The organism is Pseudomonas sp. CFBP13528, assembly GCF_005233615.1.
Lineage (GTDB): Bacteria > Pseudomonadota > Gammaproteobacteria > Pseudomonadales > Pseudomonadaceae > Aquipseudomonas > Aquipseudomonas fluorescens_AM.
In genome coordinates this window covers 138,316-155,433 of record NZ_QGAJ01000014.1, presented here as the reverse complement: position 1 = coordinate 155,433, position 17,118 = coordinate 138,316, and the positions used below count along the sequence as shown (strand labels likewise).

Here is a 17,118-nt window from a genome sequence, read left to right as displayed (position 1 = left end):
CCCATGTGGGTGAGTCATACCGGCAAGAGCGTTTTGCTTACTTTTGCGCTTTTCAAAAGTGAGCCGCCGTCAGGGCGGAACCCTAAGTGGCCGTTACCGCAGAAACGGATATGTACTCGGTCCAATCCAACATCCTGGTCGGCCCAGAGGCCGCCATCGGGAGCAAGCCCCCTCCCACAGTCAATCGCGCCCCCCTCAACCACGAGGCACAAACACATCAGCCAGCAGCTGATTACGCGGCAGCCCCGCCAAAAACAAACGCTTGGCGAACACCTCGACGCTGCCAGGGTGCCCGCACAGTAAAGCCAGCGTTTGCCGCGAAACAAGCCGCAGTTGTGCCAATGCCTGGTCCAACTGCGCCGCCGTCCACAGCTCCACCGTCAGGTTGGAATGCTGCGCGGCGAGCTCTGCCAAGGGCCCGGCCAGATAATGCCCGTCAGCATCATGGGCCAGGTGAATCACGCGAATGGCGCCTTGGTGATCCTGGCGCAACGCTTCACGCAATACCCCCCACAACGGCCCCAGCCCAGTGCCGGATGCGAGCAGCCACAGCGGTCGCATCTGCCAGTCCGGATCGTAATGCAGCGCCCCGCCCCGCAACTCGCCCAGGCGCAGACAATCACCCCTGTTCAACTGTCGCGCCGCATCGCTGAATTCGCCGGGTAAACGGCAATCCAGATGAAACTCCAGGTATGGCTCCTCCTGCGGCAAACTCGCCAGGGAATACGGCCGCGCCACCTGCCCCGCCCATAACACCAGGTGCTGCCCCGCCCTGTACCGCAGGCCGCGCTCCGGTTGCAGGCGCAGACGCAACACCGATGCCGTCAGCCAATCGGCCCCCACCACCTGCGCCGCCAAACCGTCGCGCACAGGATCAAAGGCTTCGACCTGCAGATCGCCAACCACCTGGCACTGGCACGCCAGGCGCCAACCGTGCTGGCGTTGCTCCGGGCTCAACGCGTCAGGTTGGCGGTCCTGAACCTCGCCCTGGCAACGTACCAGGCAGGCATGGCAACTGCCGGCGCGGCAACTGTAGGGCACGGCCACACCTGCCTGGTTCAAGGCATCCAGCAGGTTGCTGCCGGTGGCGACCGACCAGTGGCGTTCGCCGACGTGCAGTTCAGGCATATAAAGGCTCTATCAGAAGGGACGTGCACAGGGAATCATGCCTGCGACAGTTTGACCATAGTCGGGTGTATCGGCCACCGCCACGGGTTATACTGCCGCGCCTTTTTAGCGTCGCGCCTGCACCAATGGCGTGCCTGTGGAAGGTGGCTTCAGCCGACCGATGCAACACTGAAGCCACCTTTATTGAATGTTCCCTTATAGAGGAGCGCGACTCATGACCGTGATCAAGCAAGACGACCTGATTCAGAGCGTTGCCGACGCCCTGCAATTCATTTCCTACTACCACCCGGTTGATTTCATCCAGGCGATGCACGAAGCCTACCTGCGCGAAGAATCGCCGGCCGCCCGTGATTCCATCGCCCAGATCCTGATCAACTCGCGCATGTGCGCCACCGGCCATCGCCCGATCTGCCAGGACACCGGTATCGTCACCGTGTTCGTGCGCGTGGGTATGGATGTCCGTTGGGATGGCGCCACCATGGGCCTGGACGACATGATCAACGAAGGCGTGCGTCGCGCCTACAACCTGCCGGAAAACGTACTGCGCGCCTCCATCCTCGCCGATCCGGCAGGCGCGCGCAAAAACACCAAGGACAACACCCCGGCCGTGATCCACTACTCCATCGTGCCGGGTAACACCGTGGAAGTGGACGTCGCCGCCAAGGGCGGTGGTTCCGAAAACAAGTCGAAAATGGCCATGCTCAACCCGTCCGACTCGATCGTCGACTGGGTGCTCAAGACCGTTCCGACCATGGGTGCCGGCTGGTGCCCACCGGGCATGCTGGGTATCGGCATCGGCGGCACCGCCGAGAAGGCCGCGGTGATGGCCAAGGAAGTGTTGATGGAATCCATCGACATCCATGAGCTGAAGAAGCGCGGCCCGCAGAACCGTATCGAAGAGATGCGCCTGGAGCTGTTCGAGAAGGTCAACCAACTGGGCATCGGCGCCCAGGGCCTGGGTGGCCTGACCACCGTACTCGACGTGAAGATCATGGACTACCCGACTCACGCCGCTTCCCTGCCGGTGTGCATGATCCCCAACTGCGCCGCCACCCGCCATGCGCATTTCGTGCTCGACGGTTCGGGCCCGGCATCGCTGGAAGCGCCACCGCTGGACGCCTACCCGGAAATCGTCTGGGAAGCCGGCCCATCGGCCCGTCGCGTCAACCTCGACACCTTGACTCCGCAAGAAGTGCAGAGCTGGAAGCCGGGCGAAACCGTGTTGCTCAACGGCAAGATGCTCACCGGTCGCGACGCCGCGCACAAGCGCATGGTCGAGATGCTGAACAAGGGCGAAACCCTGCCGGTAGACCTCAAGGGTCGCTTCATCTACTACGTCGGCCCGGTTGATCCGGTGCGTGAAGAAGTGGTGGGCCCGGCAGGCCCGACCACCGCGACGCGGATGGACAAGTTCACCCGTCAGATCCTCGAACAAACCGGCCTGTTGGGCATGATCGGCAAATCCGAGCGCGGCCCCACCGCCATCGAAGCGATCAAGGACCACAAGGCCGTGTACCTGATGGCCGTGGGCGGCGCCGCGTACCTGGTGGCGCAAGCCATCAAGCAATCGCGCGTCGTCGCTTTCGCCGAACTGGGCATGGAAGCGATCTACGAGTTCGACGTGAAGGACATGCCGGTCACCGTTGCGGTGGACAGCAACGGCGAGTCGGTACACATCACCGGTCCAGCCATCTGGCAGAAGAAGATCAGTGAGAGCCTCGCGGTGGAAGTGCAGTAAGCACCTCCCTCCAAGGATAAAGGCGACTGCGGCCCCACGGCCCAGTCGCCTTTTTTCATGATGAGTGCAGTCAAATGTGGGAGGGGGCTTGCTCCCGATAGCGGTTAGTCAGTTCCAGATAGGCTGACTGGCATACCTCTATCGAGAGCAAGCCCCCTCCCACACCAGTCCTCTGACTGCACTACCCAATGGCTCATGGTATGGTGCTCGCCCCTTACCGGCCTGTTGATCATCGTATGATCGCGATCCCTCGCTCCCTGCGCCTGACCTTCTATTCGCTGCTGATCATCGCCGGTGCAGTACTGGCTGCCGCCCTGGCTACGCGCCATGCCGAACGCCAGGCTTTGGTGGACGATGCCGCCCGCGCCAACCAGCAGCTCGCGCTGTATGCCAACTCGCTGCACACCCTGATCGAACGCTACCGCGCCCTGCCCGCCGTGCTGGCCCTGGACTCGGAGATGATCAACGCCTTGAAAGGCCCGCTGGATGCCAGCACCCAGGACCTGCTCAACCGCAAGCTGGAACGCATCAACAGCGCCGCGCAGTCGTCCACCCTGGAACTGATGGACCGCACCGGCCTGGCCGTGGCCGCCAGCAACTGGAAGCTGCCCAGCAGTTACGTGGGGCACAACTACGCCTTTCGCCCCTATTTCAGCCAGACCTTGAGCCAGGGCACCGGGCGCTTTTATGCCGTGGGGGTAACCACCGGCATCCCCGGCTACTTCCTTTCCAGCGCAGTGGTCGATGAACACGAGCAGTTCCTCGGCGCCATGGTGGTCAAGCTGGAGTTTCCCGAACTGGAACGCGAATGGGCCCAGGGCAATGACTTGCTGCTGGTCAGCGATGCACGCGGCATTGTGTTCATCGCCAACCAGCCGGGCTGGCGCTATCGCAACCTGCGGCCGCTGTCAGGGAGCGACCTGGCTGAACTCAAGGCCACTCGTCAATACGACAAGAAGCAACTGCAGCCGCTGGAGACCAGCACCCTGCAACGCTTTGACGACAACAGCCACTTGATGCGCGTCAACGGCCCCGACGGCAGTGCCAACTACATCTGGGAGTCGCTGCCGCTCAAAGCCGAAGGCTGGACCCTGCACCTGCTGCGCAAACCCCAGTTCCCGTTTGAAGACCAGCGCAATGCCGGCCTGGCCGCCGCCGGGTCCTGGCTGGCCCTGGTGTTCCTTGTGCTGTTCCTGAGCCAACGCTGGCGTCTGGCGCGCCTGCGTCAACGCAGCCGCGAAGAGCTCGAACAATTGGTGGAGGAGCGCACCCGGGCCCTGCGCACCGCTCAGGATGGCCTGGTGCAGTCGGCCAAACTGGCGGCACTGGGGCAGATGTCCGCCGCCCTTGCCCACGAAATCAACCAACCACTGACCGCGCAACGCATGCAATTGGCGACGCTGCGACTGTTGCTCGACCACGGCCGCGTGGACGATGCCTACAAGGCACTCACACCGCTGGATGACATGCTCACGCGCATGGCGGCGCTGACGGGCCACCTCAAGACCTTCGCCCGAAAAAGCCCCAGCGGCCTGCGCGAACGCCTGGACCTGGCCACCGTGGTCGACCAGTCCCTGCATCTGCTCGATGCGCGCCTGCGCGATGAACACATCGGCGTAGCGCTGGACCTGACCCGCCCTGCCTGGGTAAGGGGCGACGCGATTCGCCTCGAACAAGTGTTGATCAACCTGCTGCGTAACGCCCTGGATGCCATGGCCGACAAACCGCGCAAACGCCTGGAGATCCGTTTGCACGCCGACCAGCAGCTCTGGCAGTTAAGCGTCAGCGACAGCGGCGGCGGGATTGCCGAAGAACACTTGAACAACGTATTCGACCCCTTCTTCACCACCAAGCCAGTGGGTGACGGGCTCGGCTTGGGGTTGGCGGTGTCCTACGCTATCGTGCATGAACTGGGCGGACGCCTGATCGCCGGCAACCGAGGCGACGGCGCAGTGTTTACCTTGACCTTACCCGTCGCGCTGGAGACGCCCGACCTATGTTGAACGCGGTGATTGTGGTGGATGACGAAGCCAGCATTCGCACGGCCGTCGAACAATGGTTGAGCCTGTCGGGTTTCGCGGTGCAATTGTTCAGCCGTGCCGAAGAATGCCTGGCGCAGTTGCCCAGGGACTTCCCCGGCGTGATCCTGAGCGACGTGCGCATGCCCGGGCTCAGCGGCCTGGAGTTGCTGGCCGAAGTGCAGCGTCGTGATGCCGACTTGCCAGTGATTTTACTCACCGGCCATGGCGACGTGCCAATGGCCGTCGAAGCCATGCGCGACGGCGCCTATGACTTTCTGGAAAAACCTTTCAGCCCGGATACCCTGCTCAATAGCCTGCGTCGAGCGCTCGACAAACGCGGCCTGGTCCTGGAAAACCGCCGCCTGCATCAGCAGGCCGATCACCGCGCCCAACTGGAATCCAGCCTGCTGGGGGTGTCCCGCAGTTTGCAGCACCTGCGCCGCCAGGTGCTGGACCTGGCAGCGCTGCCGGTCAATGTGTTGATCCGTGGCGAAACCGGCAGCGGCAAGGAACTGGTGGCCCGCTGCCTGCATGATTTCGGCCTGCGGGCGAAGAAACCGTTTGTCGCGCTCAATTGCGCGGCCATTCCCGAACAGCTGTTCGAGGCCGAGTTGTTCGGCCATGAAAGCGGCGCGTTCACCGGCGCCCAGGGCAAGCGTATCGGCAAGCTGGAATATGCCCACGGCGGCACGCTGTTCCTTGATGAAATCGAAAGCATGCCCCTGGCCCAACAGGTGAAATTGTTGCGGGTGCTGCAGGAGCAGAAGCTTGAGCGGTTGGGCTCCAATCAAAGTATCCAGGTGGATTTACGCATCATTGCCGCCACCAAGCCGGACCTGCTGGAAGAGGCCCGTGCCGGGCGTTTTCGCGAAGACCTGGCGTATCGCCTGAATGTCGCGCAACTGCGCTTGCCACCGTTGCGCGAGCGGCGCGAAGACATCCCGTTGCTGTACGAGCATTTTGCACAAAGCGCCGCCGAGCGTTTGGGCCGCCAGGTCGAACCCTTGAGCGGGCCGCAGTTGGGGCGCCTGCTCAGCCATGACTGGCCGGGCAATGTGCGTGAACTGGCCAACGTCGCTGAACGCCAGGTACTGGGGCTTGGAGAGCCTGAACCTGAGGGTGTCGAGGTCGGGCAATCGTTGGCGGCGCAACAGGAAGCCTTCGAGGCGCATTGCCTGAAAGCTGCGCTGACCCGACATAAAGGCGATATCAAGGCGGTGCTGGCGGAACTGCAACTGCCCCGCCGCACCTTCAATGAAAAGATGCAGCGGCATGGGTTGGCAAGGGAGATGTTTCTCTAGCGGCCTTCCGGTCGCTATCGGGGGCAAGCCCCCTCCCACACTTGGATGTGTTCACAAATCAAAATGTGGGAGGGGGCTTGCCCCCGATGACGCCCGCAGCCATAAGCGGATTTCCGCTCATCGCTCCAGAACCATCAGCAACTTTCCGCTCAAAAAAACCTTGAAACCCTTCTACCCCGGGCCTTCATCCACCTGGCACAGCTTCTGCTATAGCCCAAGTCAGGCAGTGCTCAAGCACGCTCCATAAAAACAACTAGATGAAGGATCCTTCAATGGATAACTCCAATACCTTGCCTCTGGGGTCGGCAGCTGCGCCGGCGAAAGAACGCACGACCTCCAGCCGGATCAAATCGATCTTCAGCGGCTCCGTCGGCAACATGGTCGAGTGGTATGACTGGTACGTCTATGCCGCATTCTCGCTGTACTTCGCCAAAACCTTCTTCCCCAAAGGCGACACCACCGCCCAATTGCTCAACACCGCCGCGATCTTCGCCGTGGGCTTTTTGATGCGTCCTATCGGCGGCTGGCTGATGGGCCTTTACGCCGACAAAGTCGGGCGTAAAAAAGCCCTGATGGCCTCGGTCTACCTGATGTGCTTCGGCTCACTGTTGATTGCCCTGAGCCCAAGCTATGAACTCATCGGTATCGGTGCCCCCATCCTGCTGGTGTTTGCCCGGTTGCTGCAGGGGCTGTCGGTCGGTGGCGAATACGGCACCTCCGCCACGTACCTCAGCGAGATGGCGACCAAGGAACGTCGCGGTTTCTACTCCAGCTTCCAGTACGTGACCCTGATCTCCGGCCAGCTCATCGCGCTGGCGGTGCTGATCGTGCTGCAACAACTGCTGACCACCGAGCAACTGTACGCCTGGGGCTGGCGCATTCCGTTCGCCATCGGCGCCCTGTGCGCAGTGGTTGCGCTCTATCTGCGTCGCGGCATGGAAGAAACCGAGTCGTTCACCAAAAAGGAAAAAGCCAAGGAAAGCGCGATGCGCACCTTGATGCGCCACCCCAAGGAACTGCTCACCGTGGTGGGCCTGACCATGGGCGGCACCCTGGCCTTCTACACCTACACCACTTACATGCAGAAATACCTGGTGAACACCGTCGGCATGAGCATCTCCGACTCCACCACCATCTCGGCGGCGACGCTGTTTCTGTTCATGTGCCTGCAACCCCTGGTGGGCGGCCTGTCGGACAAGATTGGTCGGCGCCCGATCCTGATCGCCTTCGGCGTCCTCGGCACGCTGTTTACCGTGCCGATCCTCACCACCCTGCACACCATCCAGACCTGGTGGGGCGCGTTCTTCCTGATCATGGCCGCGCTGATCATCGTCAGCGGCTATACCTCGATCAATGCGGTGGTCAAAGCCGAGCTGTTCCCGACTGAAATCCGCGCCCTCGGCGTGGGCCTGCCGTATGCCCTGACCGTGTCGATCTTCGGCGGCACCGCTGAATACATTGCCCTGTGGTTCAAGAGCATCGGCATGGAGACCGGTTATTACTGGTACGTGACCGCGTGTATCGCGGTGTCGTTGCTGGTCTATGTGACCATGAAGGACACCCGCAAGCATTCGCGGATTACCACCGACTAAAAATGTGGGAGGGGCTTGCCCCCGATAGCGGTGTATCCGTCATCTATACAGTGACTGAACCACCGATATCGGGGGCAAGCCCCCTCCCACATTGGATATGATGTGGGCTCCAGAATTGAGAGCAGACAGGCTATGTCCGACGATATCCACTTCTACGAACCCGCCAACGGCCACGGCCTGCCCCATGATCCGTTCAATGCCATCGTCGGCCCGCGCCCGATCGGCTGGATCTCGTCACACGACCGCGAAGGTCGCCTGAACCTGGCGCCCTACAGCTTCTTCAACGCGTTCAACTACATTCCGCCGATCATTGGGTTTTCCAGCGTCGGGCGCAAAGACAGCCTGAACAATATTGAACAGACCGGCGAGTTCGTGTGGAACCTGGCGACCCGCCCGCTGGCCGAGCAGATGAACCAGAGTTGCGCGGCTGTTTCGCCGGACGTGAATGAATTCGAGTTGGCCGGCCTGACGCCGATGGCTTCGAAAATCGTCGGCGTCCCGCGGGTGGGCGAGAGCCCGGTGTCGTTCGAATGCAAGGTGACGCAGATTATCCAGCTGCAACGCGCCGACCAGCAGTTGGTCCCCAGCTGGCTGGTGCTGGGCGAAGTGGTCGCGGTGCACATCGCCAAATGGCTGCTCAAGGATGGGATCTACGACACGGCCGCCGCCGAGCCGATTCTGCGCGGTGGCGGCCCGGCGGATTATTTCCAGTTAGGCCCTGAAGCGCTGTTCAAGATGTACCGGCCAGGCGCCACAAAACCCTGACTGAAATGCAATCAAACATGTGGGAGGGGGCTTGCCCCCGATCACTGTGCATCAGCTGCAAATTTGCTGGCTGACCCACCGCTATCGGTCAAGCCCCCTCCCGCATTTAGTCAGCGGCAGGCGCCCAAACCAGTTGGCCGTCTGCATCCACATCAACCAGGCACTCAAGCTGCACAGCCGCCGCATCATCGGCATCGGACGCGGTCTTGAACGTCTGACCGTCCAGGATCTTGTGAAATCGCGGAGCGCCCATGCCATCGAGTGCCTTGACGGCAACGGCGGCGCTGTAGCCACTCTCTCCCGGTACGACGGCGGAAACGGCTTCGTGGTGGGCAAATTGTTTACGTGCCATGTTGCAGGTCCTGGCCAATGAAAAGTCGGCCATTCTAACCCCTAACCGGCCAGTTGCAGGTACTCGCCGTAGGCGTTGACGGCGGATGCGTCGGTGAAGGTCTGGAAATCCATGCTGCGCACGACCCTGTCGTTCAACAACTCGGTGAAGATGATCAGGGCCGGGGAATTGAAGTAGGCGCTCATCGCCTGCTCACTGCTCCATAAACCCGTGACCAACCACACATCGGGGTCGACCTGGGAATGCTGCAACGAAAATTGCAGGCAACCCTGAGCCTGTCGGCCCGGTTCGATCAAACTGCTCAAGCGTGCACCCAGCTCGGTGCTGCACCCGGTACGGGCACGGATAAAGGCCATATGGCTCGCGGGAATGGGGGTGGACATGTTCGACTCTCCCGTTGAGAAGTGATGCTCGGCAACCACGGTGAGGGCGTGTTGCCACAGGATCAAAGATAGCCGCGCAGGGTTGGGCGCGGTTAGTCGATTCCTGCAGGCTTCTTGCACAATCCTGCCAGAAGCGTAGGCAGGACGTTCGCGCAGCCGTTTTATTCCACGCCCGAGCGGCGTGTTTCAGGGAGATGACAGCGGCTTTGCTTGCCTGATTCACGACAGGGCGCAGGATCAGGCAAGGATTGTGCAGAATTGACGTAACACTGTTTGAAACTCCACCGCTAAGCTGAGCCCCATCAAACTCGCGTGTAGAGGACGCCTCATGTCGTCGCCTGACCTCAAGCCCACTCCCCTCGATGCCGAGATGGAAAAGCAGCGTGCCGAACTGGCCAGCATCGTGCACCGCCATACCTGGGAAGACGGTTCCTACGGTACGGCGATCACTTCGCTGTACCTGAACCGCCATAACACGCCGCGCGACTTCATGCCGGTGCTGGTGGAGCCGGCATTGTGCATCCTCGCCAGTGGCAGCAAGGAAGTGCGCCTGGCCGACGAAATCTTCGCCTACGACCCGCTCAACTATTTAGTGTTCTCGGTGGCCATGCCGGTGGCCGGGCGGATTATCGACGCCACCCCGGAAGACCCCAACCTGTCGGTGCGCATCAATATCGACCCGGCCCAACTCACCGCACTGATTGCCGAAGCCGGCCCGATGGGCGTGCCGTCGCGTCCTACGTCCCGTGGCATGTACGTCGACCGCATCGACAATCAACTGCTCGATGCCGTGCTGCGCTTGAGCCGCCTGCTGGACACGCCCAAAGACATCGCGATGCTTGCGCCGCTGATCAACCGCGAAATTCTCTACCGCTTGTTGCGTGGTCCCCAAGGCTATCGCCTGTATGAAATCGCCGTCGCCAACAGCCAGAGTCACCGGGTGAGCCAGGCGATCAAGTGGTTGAACGGCAACTACGAACAGCCGCTGCGCATCGATGACCTGGCCCGGGAAGTGAACCTGAGCGTGTCGACCTTGCATCACCGCTTCAAGGCGATCACCGCCATGAGCCCGCTGCAGTACCAGAAACAACTGCGCCTGCAGGAAGCGCGGCGGCTGATGATTGCCGAAGGGCTGGAGGCCTCGGCGGCGGGGTATCGGGTGGGGTATGAAAGCCCGTCGCAGTTCAGCCGGGAGTACAGCCGGTTGTTCGGCGCGCCGCCCTTGCGCGACTTGGCCCGCTTGCGCCAAAGCATCTGACTCAATGAGTTTCAAAATGTGGGAGGGGGCTTGCCCCCGATTGCGGTGTATCAGTCAGCTCATTTGCAACTGACCCACCGCTATCGGGGGCAAGCCCCCTCCCACATTAGATCCGAGTTCAGTCAGTCTAGTCCGCGCGGCAGCTGCAAGGTAACGCGCAGGCCGCCTTCGCGCAGGTTCTGCAAACTCACTTCGCCCCCATGGCTATGGGCGATATTGCGCGCAATGCCCAATCCCAAACCGTAGCCCTGCTGCTGCCCGGCCAGGCGAAAGTGTGGCTCGAACACCTGCTCCAGGCGCTGTTCCGGCACGCCGGGGCCTTCGTCGTCCACGTGCAGGATGAACTCGGCGCCATCGTCCTCGATGTGCAAATGCGCGTTCTGTCCGTATTTCAACGCATTGTCGATCAGGTTGCCGATGCAGCGCTTGAGCGCCAGCGGCTTGCCCGGATAGGTGGTCAGGGCCTGCCCATGCTGGGTCACTCGTCCGTTGCCGTTGGGCGCAAGGTAGGGTTCCACCAGGCATTCGAGCACGTGGTTGAGGTCCACCGGCTGAATGTTTTCGTGGATATCGGTGTCTTTCACGCACTGCAGCGCGCCCTTGACCAGCAATTCCAGCTCATCCAGGTCACGCCCGAATTTGTTTTGCAGGTTCTCATCGTCGAGCAATTCCACGCGCAGGCGCAGGCGCGTGATGGGGGTGCGCAGGTCGTGGGAGATCGCGCTGAACAGCTGGCTGCGCTCGGTCAGGTAGCGGCTGATGCGCTCACGCATGGCATTGAACGCACGCCCCACTTCCACCACTTCACTGCCGCCGCCTTCGGCCACCGGCTCCACGTCCGCCCCCAGGGACATGTCCCGCGCCGCCCGGGCCAGGCGCTTGAGCGGTCGGCTTTGCCAATGCACCAGCAGGCCGATAAACAGCAGCAGGAAGCCGCTGGTCAACACGATAAACCACACCTGCTGGGCCGGCAGGCCCTGCTCTTCAAGGCTGGTGTAGGGTTCGGGCAACAGCGAGGCGATGTACAGCCATTCACCCGGCGCCAGCTGAATCTGGGTGACCAGTACCGGTGGGTTGACCGGCTCCAGGGTCAACGCGTAGTGGGCCCAGGAGCGCGGCAGTTCGTCGAGCTTGAGGCCGGCATTGAAGATGCGCAGGTCTTCGGCGCTGACGAACTCCACCGAGATATGCACATCGGCGCCGAGGGTCTGGCGCAACACGTCGTCCACAGCCACCAGCACCGCCTGCTTGCGCGGGGTTTCGGGCAATACCTGCATGTCCAGCGGACGATCATTGAGGGTCACCACAAAACGCGTGCCGCCCATGCTGCGCAACTGGTCGAGCACCAGTGGGCGATAGGCCACCGGCAATGAACGGAAGTAACTCACGCTGGCGGTCATCGAATGCGCCAGGCTACGGGCGCTGGTGACCAGGCCTTCCAACTGCGTGGCGCGCAGCTGCGAGACCCAGATCACGCTGGACAGCGCCTGGGCGAACAACACGGCGAGCAAGGTCAGCAGCAACATGCGCCCCAGCAGCGAGCGTGGCACGGGAAAACGGCGGCGGCGTTCGCTCAGGTGTTCAGTGGGCATTGCCGGCAACCACGCTGGCTGCCAGTTGATAGCCGCTGCCGCGCACGGTGCGGATCAGCCGCGGAGGTTTCTCGGTATCGCGCAGGCGTTGGCGCAAGCGGCTGACGGCCATGTCGACGATGCGGTCCAGCGGCATCAGGTCGCGGCCACGGGTGGCATTGCCGATGGTGTCGCGGTCGAGGATCTGTTGCGGGTGGTCGAGAAACAGCTTGAGCAAGGCAAAGTCGGCACCGGAGAGGATCACCTCTTCGCCGTCCACATGAAACAGACGGTGGCTGACCGTATCCAGGCGCCATTCGTCGAACACCAGCACCTCGCCGGCACCGCTACGCTCCTGGCCGAACTGACAACGACGCAACAGCGCCTTGATCCGCGCCTGCAATTCGCGGGGGCTGAACGGCTTGCCGATATAGTCATCGGCGCCCAGCTCCAGGCCGATCACGCGGTCGGCTTCGTCGGAACTGGCGGTGAGCATGATGATCGGCACCTGCGCCTGGCGCGGGTGCTGGCGAACCCAGCGGCAGAGGCTGAAACCGTCTTCGTCCGGCAACATCACATCGAGGATCACCAGGTCGCACGGCGCCTCGCTCATCGCCTGGCGGAACCCCGCGCCATCGGCCACGCCACGCACCTGGAAGCCGGCGCGACTGAGGTAGGTCTGCAGCAATTCGCGGATTTCCTGGTCGTCGTCGACGAGGAGAATGGATTTACTGATTACGCTCACGGGGCCTCCTTGTTGTTGTGGGGTGTTCTTGATGGCCTCATCGGGGGCAAGCCCCCTCCCACATTTGAAGGTATTCACAAATCGATAGGTGGGAGGGGCTTGCCCCCGATGAGGCCATCACAGCCTAAGCAAATGCCTGCTCAAGCGCCACACCCGCCCCGGTCAAGCCGGAGTACGGCGCCGTCACCAACCACACCGGGATGCCCTTGAAGTAGTCGCTCATGCAGCCTTTATCGGCAAAGCTCTTGGCAAAACCGCTGTTGATAAAAAAGTCGGCAAACCTCGGTATCACCCCGCCCACGATGTACACGCCACCACGCCCGCCGGTGGTCAGCACATTGTTGCCCGCCACCCGGCCCAGCCAGATGCTGAACTGGTCCAGGACTTCCATCGCCACCGGATCGCCCGCCAGGCCCGCTGCCGTGATGGCCTCGGGCGTGTCCAGCACCGGTGTGTGCCCGTCCACCGCGCAGATCGCCCGGTACAGGCGCGGCAAGCCGCCGCCGCTCAAGGCGGTTTCGGCGCTGACATGGCCGATCTCGCTGTGGATGTGCTGCCACAACTGGGTTTCGCGCGGGCTGCCCAGGGGCAGGTCAACATGGCCACCCTCCCCCGGCAATGCCGCAAAGCGCCCTGCGCCAAGGTCCAGCAGGGTACCGACGCCGAGGCCGGTGCCGGGGCCGATCACCACTGCCGGGCGCAACGGCTCCGGGGTGCCTTCGCAGACTACCCGGAATTCGTCGGGCTGCAGGCGGGTCATGCCCAGGGCCATGGCCGAAAAATCGTTGACCAGCAGCAGTTCGTCCACCTGCAACGCCTGGCAAAACGCCGTCTTGCTCAGGCGCCAGTGATTATTGGTGAACTTGAATTCATCGCCGCTCACCGGCCCGGCAACCGACAGGCAAACTGCCCCGATATCGCCGATATTCAAGCCTTCTTCCGCCAGATAGAACCTGATCGCGTCTTCAGGGCTGGGGTAGTCCGCCGTGGCATGCACACGAATAGAGTGCAGTGCCTGATCCCGCCACAACGCAAAACGGGCGTTGGTACCCCCGATATCACCGACCAGCGCTAACTTCACTTAAGCGTCTCCAAGGCAGAGGTAAAGGCGCTGGCGCCCTGCTCTGCGGAGCTTGCGGCCAAGCGCATGAATGCAAACAACTCGCGACCAGCGCCCACGTTATTGCCCAACAGGCCAGTGGCAGGCGTGCGCGCTGCAAATACGTCGGCGTCCACCTTAAGCTCCAGGGTGCCGGTCACGCCATCGACGCGGATGATATCGCCATCCTGGACCCGTGCCAGCGGCCCGCCGCTCTGGGCTTCGGGGTTGACGTGGATCGCGGCGGGAATCTTACCCGAGGCGCCGGACATGCGCCCGTCTGTTACCAACGCGACTTTGAAACCACGGTCCTGCAATACGCCGAGAAACGGGGTCATCTTGTGCAATTCGGGCATGCCGTTGGAACGCGGGCCCTGGAAGCGCATCACCGCAACGAAGTCTTTTTCCAGCAGGCCCGCCTTGAAGGCATCGGCCAGGTCCTGTTGATCCTGGAACACCACCGCCGGCGCTTCGACCACCTGATGTTCCGGTGCGACCGCAGACACTTTCATCACGCCACGGCCAAGGTTGCCTTCCATCACACGCAAGCCGCCTTCCGGCGAAAACGCACGGGCCACGGGGCGCAGGATGGTTTCGTCGAGGCTTTCGATGGGGCCGTCGCGCCAGATCAGTTCGCCATCGACCAGGAACGGCTCCTGGGTGTAGCGGCTCAAGCCTTTACCCGCCACGGTGTTGACGTCTTCGTGGAGCAGGCCGGCTTCGAGCAGTTCACGGATCAGGAACGACATGCCGCCCGCCGCCTGGAAGTGGTTGATGTCAGCCTTGCCGTTCGGGTACACGTGAGACAGGGTCGGCACCACCTCGGAGAGGTCGGCCATGTCCTGCCAGGTCAGGATGATACCCGCCGACATGGCGATGGCCGGCATGTGCAGGGTGTGGTTGGTGGACCCGCCCGTGGCGTTGAGGGCGACGATGGAGTTGACGATGGATTTTTCGTCGACGATCTCGCCGATGGGCGTGAAGTTGCCGTTGGCCTTGGTCAGGCGCGTGACCTGGTGCGCGGCCTCGCGGGTCAATGCGTCACGCAGCGGCGTGTACGGGTTGACGAACGAAGCGCCCGGCAGGTGCAGGCCCATGACTTCCATCAACAGTTGGTTGGTGTTGGCGGTGCCGTAGAAGGTGCAGGTGCCGGGGCTGTGATAGGACTTCATCTCCGACTCCAGCAACTCTTCGCGGCTGGCCTTGCCTTCGGCGTAGCGCTGGCGCACATCGGCCTTCTGCTTGTTGGAGATACCCGACGGCATCGGCCCGCCGGGCACGAAGATCATTGGCAGGTGACCATAGCGCAGCGCGCCCATCATCAGGCCGGGAACAATCTTGTCGCAGATGCCCAGCATCAACGCGGCGTCGAACATGTTGTGGGACAGCGCTACCGCCGTGGACATGGCGATGACTTCACGGCTGAGCAGGCTCAGCTCCATGCCCGGCTCGCCCTGGGTGACGCCGTCGCACATGGCGGGCGTGCCGCCGGCGAACTGGCCGACCGAGCCGACTTCGCGCAGGGCTTTCTTGATTTGTTCAGGGAAATGTTCGTACGGCTGATGCGCCGAGAGCATGTCGTTATATGAAGAAACAATTGCCACGTTGGCGGCATTCATCATGCGCAGGCTGTTTTTGTCCTCGGTGCCGCAACCGGCCACGCCATGGGCGAAGTTGGCGCATTGCAGCTTGCCGCGCATCGGACCGTCGCTGGCGGCGCCGCGAATGAGCGCAAGGTAGGCCTCGCGGGTGGCGCGGCTGCGGACGATAAGCCGTTCGGTGACCTCAAGAACGCGGGGATGCATGTATAGAACTCCAGGCTAACGGATGTGGCGACCTGAGAGTCTATGCTGATCAAACGCCCACGGCTCATGGGATGGCAGGGGGTCGTTTGAATCATCGGACCAGTTGATTCAGGTCACTCGTTGTAGATTGAACAAAATATTGCCACTAAAAAGGCTTGTTTTCTATTTTTATGCGAATAATCTTGTAATTCTTACAACAAATCGACGACAGGCACTTTTCCAATGACTCTACGTATCGCAATCAATGGTTTTGGCCGTATCGGCCGTAATGTCCTGCGCGCACTGTATACCCAAGGCTATCGCCAGGATCTGCAGATCGTCGCCATTAACGACCTGGGCGACAGTTCGATCAATGCCCACCTGCTCAAATACGACACCGTACATGGCACATTCGACGCAGAGGTCGCCCACGATCAGGAAAGCCTGACCGTCAACGGTGACCGGATTGCCGTGAGTGCCATTCGCAACCCGGCCGACCTGCCGTGGGCCGCGCACAAGATTGACGTGGTGTTCGAATGCACCGGCCTGTTCACCGACCGTGACAAGGCTGCCGCGCATATCAGCGCCGGCGCGCGCAAGGTGATCATCTCCGCGCCGGCCAAGGGCGCGGACGCGACCGTGGTCTATGGCGTAAACCATGACATTCTGCGTCAATCGCACCAGATCATCTCCAACGCTTCGTGCACCACCAACTGCCTGGCACCCGTCGCCCAGGTGCTGCACCGGGAGCTGGGCATCGAAAGCGGCCTGATGACCACCATTCACGCCTATACCAACGACCAGAACCTGACCGACGTCTACCACACCGACCCGTACCGCGCGCGTTCGGCCACCCAGAACATGATCCCGAGCAAGACCGGCGCCGCCGAAGCCGTCGGCCTGGTATTGCCGGAGCTGGCGGGCAAGCTGACCGGCATGGCCGTGCGCGTGCCGGTGATCAACGTGTCGCTGGTGGACCTCACCGTACAGCTGAAAAAAGAAGCCACCGCCGACGAAGTCAACGCACTGTTGAAGCAGGCCAGCCAGCACTCGAAAATCCTCGGCTACAACACCCTGCCGCTGGTTTCCAGTGACTTCAACCATAACCCGCTGTCGTCGATCTTCGATGCCAACCACACCAAGGTCAGCGGTAAGCTGCTCAAGGTACTGGCGTGGTATGACAACGAGTGGGGCTTCTCCAACCGGATGCTGGATAACTGCCTGGCGCTGTGTAACGCCGAGTAATCCTCGGACTGTAGGAGCGAGCTTGCTCGCGAAGAACGCATAAACACCGCGTTCATTCAGGCTGCCAGCGTTATCGTTGACGACCTTCGCGAGCGAGCTCGCTCCTACAGGATTAACGCTTAGCAAAGTGCCACTT

Annotated in this window: 14 protein-coding genes; 7 read left to right on the top strand and 7 right to left on the bottom strand. The window is 61.9% G+C overall.

Annotated elements, in window-relative coordinates:
- Window positions 1–195 precede the first annotated feature (195 nt).
- On the bottom strand, window positions 196–1,128 hold the full coding sequence (locus PspCFBP13528_RS21950; RefSeq protein ID WP_137201489.1) for an iron-sulfur-binding ferredoxin reductase: 933 nt from the start codon (window positions 1,126–1,128) through the stop codon (window positions 196–198).
- Window positions 1,129–1,342: 214 nt separating this feature from the next.
- On the opposite strand from PspCFBP13528_RS21950, the gene PspCFBP13528_RS21945 reads away from it, so the two are divergent.
- From PspCFBP13528_RS21945 to PspCFBP13528_RS21925, 5 genes are all read left to right on the top strand, one after another.
- Window positions 1,343–2,866, top strand: coding sequence for a fumarate hydratase (locus tag PspCFBP13528_RS21945; protein WP_065951345.1), 1,524 nt, complete (start codon window positions 1,343–1,345; stop codon window positions 2,864–2,866).
- Between the two features lie 236 nt (window positions 2,867–3,102).
- Window positions 3,103–4,869, top strand: a complete 1,767-nt coding sequence (locus PspCFBP13528_RS21940) for an ATP-binding protein (protein WP_065951344.1) — start codon at window positions 3,103–3,105, stop codon at window positions 4,867–4,869.
- Entirely contained in the window at window positions 4,863–6,188 is a 1,326-nt protein-coding gene (locus tag PspCFBP13528_RS21935) for a sigma-54 dependent transcriptional regulator (RefSeq protein ID WP_065951343.1), read from the top strand. Before PspCFBP13528_RS21940 ends, PspCFBP13528_RS21935 begins: the two co-directional genes overlap by 7 nt.
- A 272-nt stretch (window positions 6,189–6,460) precedes the next feature.
- Complete coding sequence (locus PspCFBP13528_RS21930) at window positions 6,461–7,780, top strand: MFS transporter (RefSeq protein ID WP_065951342.1); 1,320 nt, start codon at window positions 6,461–6,463, stop codon at window positions 7,778–7,780.
- 132 nt (window positions 7,781–7,912) lie between these two features.
- Window positions 7,913–8,545 (top strand): flavin reductase family protein, encoded by a 633-nt coding sequence (locus tag PspCFBP13528_RS21925; protein ID WP_065951341.1) that lies wholly within the window; start codon window positions 7,913–7,915, stop codon window positions 8,543–8,545.
- 106 nt (window positions 8,546–8,651) lie between these two features.
- On the opposite strand, the gene PspCFBP13528_RS21920 is transcribed toward PspCFBP13528_RS21925, so the two are convergent.
- Together PspCFBP13528_RS21920 and PspCFBP13528_RS21915 are read right to left on the bottom strand one after the other, a co-directional pair.
- A complete protein-coding gene (locus PspCFBP13528_RS21920; RefSeq protein ID WP_065951340.1) occupies window positions 8,652–8,897 on the bottom strand; it encodes a hypothetical protein in 246 nt (81 codons plus the stop codon).
- Window positions 8,898–8,938: 41 nt separating this feature from the next.
- Complete coding sequence (locus PspCFBP13528_RS21915; RefSeq protein WP_137201488.1) at window positions 8,939–9,280, bottom strand: antibiotic biosynthesis monooxygenase family protein; 342 nt, start codon at window positions 9,278–9,280, stop codon at window positions 8,939–8,941.
- Between the two features lie 328 nt (window positions 9,281–9,608).
- Here PspCFBP13528_RS21915 and PspCFBP13528_RS21910 point away from each other — a divergent pair, with 328 nt between their 5' ends.
- Complete coding sequence (locus PspCFBP13528_RS21910) at window positions 9,609–10,538, top strand: AraC family transcriptional regulator (protein WP_065951338.1); 930 nt, start codon at window positions 9,609–9,611, stop codon at window positions 10,536–10,538.
- Window positions 10,539–10,660: 122 nt separating this feature from the next.
- On the opposite strand, the gene PspCFBP13528_RS21905 is transcribed toward PspCFBP13528_RS21910, so the two are convergent.
- From PspCFBP13528_RS21905 to edd, 4 genes are all read right to left on the bottom strand, one after another.
- Window positions 10,661–12,130: an ATP-binding protein gene (locus PspCFBP13528_RS21905; protein ID WP_137201487.1), complete on the bottom strand. Its 1,470-nt coding sequence runs from the start codon at window positions 12,128–12,130 to the stop codon at window positions 10,661–10,663.
- The gene (locus PspCFBP13528_RS21900; RefSeq protein WP_101219743.1) at window positions 12,120–12,854 is read right to left on the bottom strand and encodes a response regulator transcription factor; all 735 of its coding nucleotides are present in this window, start codon (window positions 12,852–12,854) and stop codon (window positions 12,120–12,122) included. The genes PspCFBP13528_RS21905 and PspCFBP13528_RS21900 overlap by 11 nt, the downstream gene beginning before the upstream one ends.
- Before the next feature lie 124 nt (window positions 12,855–12,978).
- On the bottom strand, window positions 12,979–13,935 hold the full coding sequence (locus PspCFBP13528_RS21895) for a glucokinase (protein ID WP_101219742.1): 957 nt from the start codon (window positions 13,933–13,935) through the stop codon (window positions 12,979–12,981).
- The gene (gene edd, locus PspCFBP13528_RS21890; RefSeq protein ID WP_137201486.1) at window positions 13,932–15,758 is read right to left on the bottom strand and encodes a phosphogluconate dehydratase; all 1,827 of its coding nucleotides are present in this window, start codon (window positions 15,756–15,758) and stop codon (window positions 13,932–13,934) included. Before edd ends, PspCFBP13528_RS21895 begins: the two co-directional genes overlap by 4 nt.
- 222 nt (window positions 15,759–15,980) lie before the next feature.
- Between edd and gap the strand changes: the two genes are divergently transcribed.
- Entirely contained in the window at window positions 15,981–16,982 is a 1,002-nt protein-coding gene (gene gap, locus PspCFBP13528_RS21885) for a type I glyceraldehyde-3-phosphate dehydrogenase (RefSeq protein ID WP_057704386.1), read from the top strand.
- Window positions 16,983–17,118: the final 136 nt, after the last annotated feature.

Excerpts from the sequence above, each read along its gene's own strand:
- PspCFBP13528_RS21950 (WP_137201489.1), bottom strand. The coding sequence starts at position 1,128 with ATGCCTGAACTGCACGTCGGCGAACGCCACTGGTCGGTCGCCACCGGC.
- PspCFBP13528_RS21945 (WP_065951345.1), top strand. The coding sequence starts at position 1,343 with ATGACCGTGATCAAGCAAGACGACCTGATTCAGAGCGTTGCCGACGCC.
- PspCFBP13528_RS21940 (WP_065951344.1), top strand. The coding sequence starts at position 3,103 with ATGATCGCGATCCCTCGCTCCCTGCGCCTGACCTTCTATTCGCTGCTG.
- PspCFBP13528_RS21935 (WP_065951343.1), top strand. The coding sequence starts at position 4,863 with ATGTTGAACGCGGTGATTGTGGTGGATGACGAAGCCAGCATTCGCACG.
- PspCFBP13528_RS21930 (WP_065951342.1), top strand. The coding sequence starts at position 6,461 with ATGGATAACTCCAATACCTTGCCTCTGGGGTCGGCAGCTGCGCCGGCG.
- PspCFBP13528_RS21925 (WP_065951341.1), top strand. The coding sequence starts at position 7,913 with ATGTCCGACGATATCCACTTCTACGAACCCGCCAACGGCCACGGCCTG.
- PspCFBP13528_RS21920 (WP_065951340.1), bottom strand. The coding sequence starts at position 8,897 with ATGGCACGTAAACAATTTGCCCACCACGAAGCCGTTTCCGCCGTCGTA.
- PspCFBP13528_RS21915 (WP_137201488.1), bottom strand. The coding sequence starts at position 9,280 with ATGTCCACCCCCATTCCCGCGAGCCATATGGCCTTTATCCGTGCCCGT.
- PspCFBP13528_RS21910 (WP_065951338.1), top strand. The coding sequence starts at position 9,609 with ATGTCGTCGCCTGACCTCAAGCCCACTCCCCTCGATGCCGAGATGGAA.
- PspCFBP13528_RS21905 (WP_137201487.1), bottom strand. The coding sequence starts at position 12,130 with ATGCCCACTGAACACCTGAGCGAACGCCGCCGCCGTTTTCCCGTGCCA.
- edd (WP_137201486.1), bottom strand. The coding sequence starts at position 15,758 with ATGCATCCCCGCGTTCTTGAGGTCACCGAACGGCTTATCGTCCGCAGC.
- gap (WP_057704386.1), top strand. The coding sequence starts at position 15,981 with ATGACTCTACGTATCGCAATCAATGGTTTTGGCCGTATCGGCCGTAAT.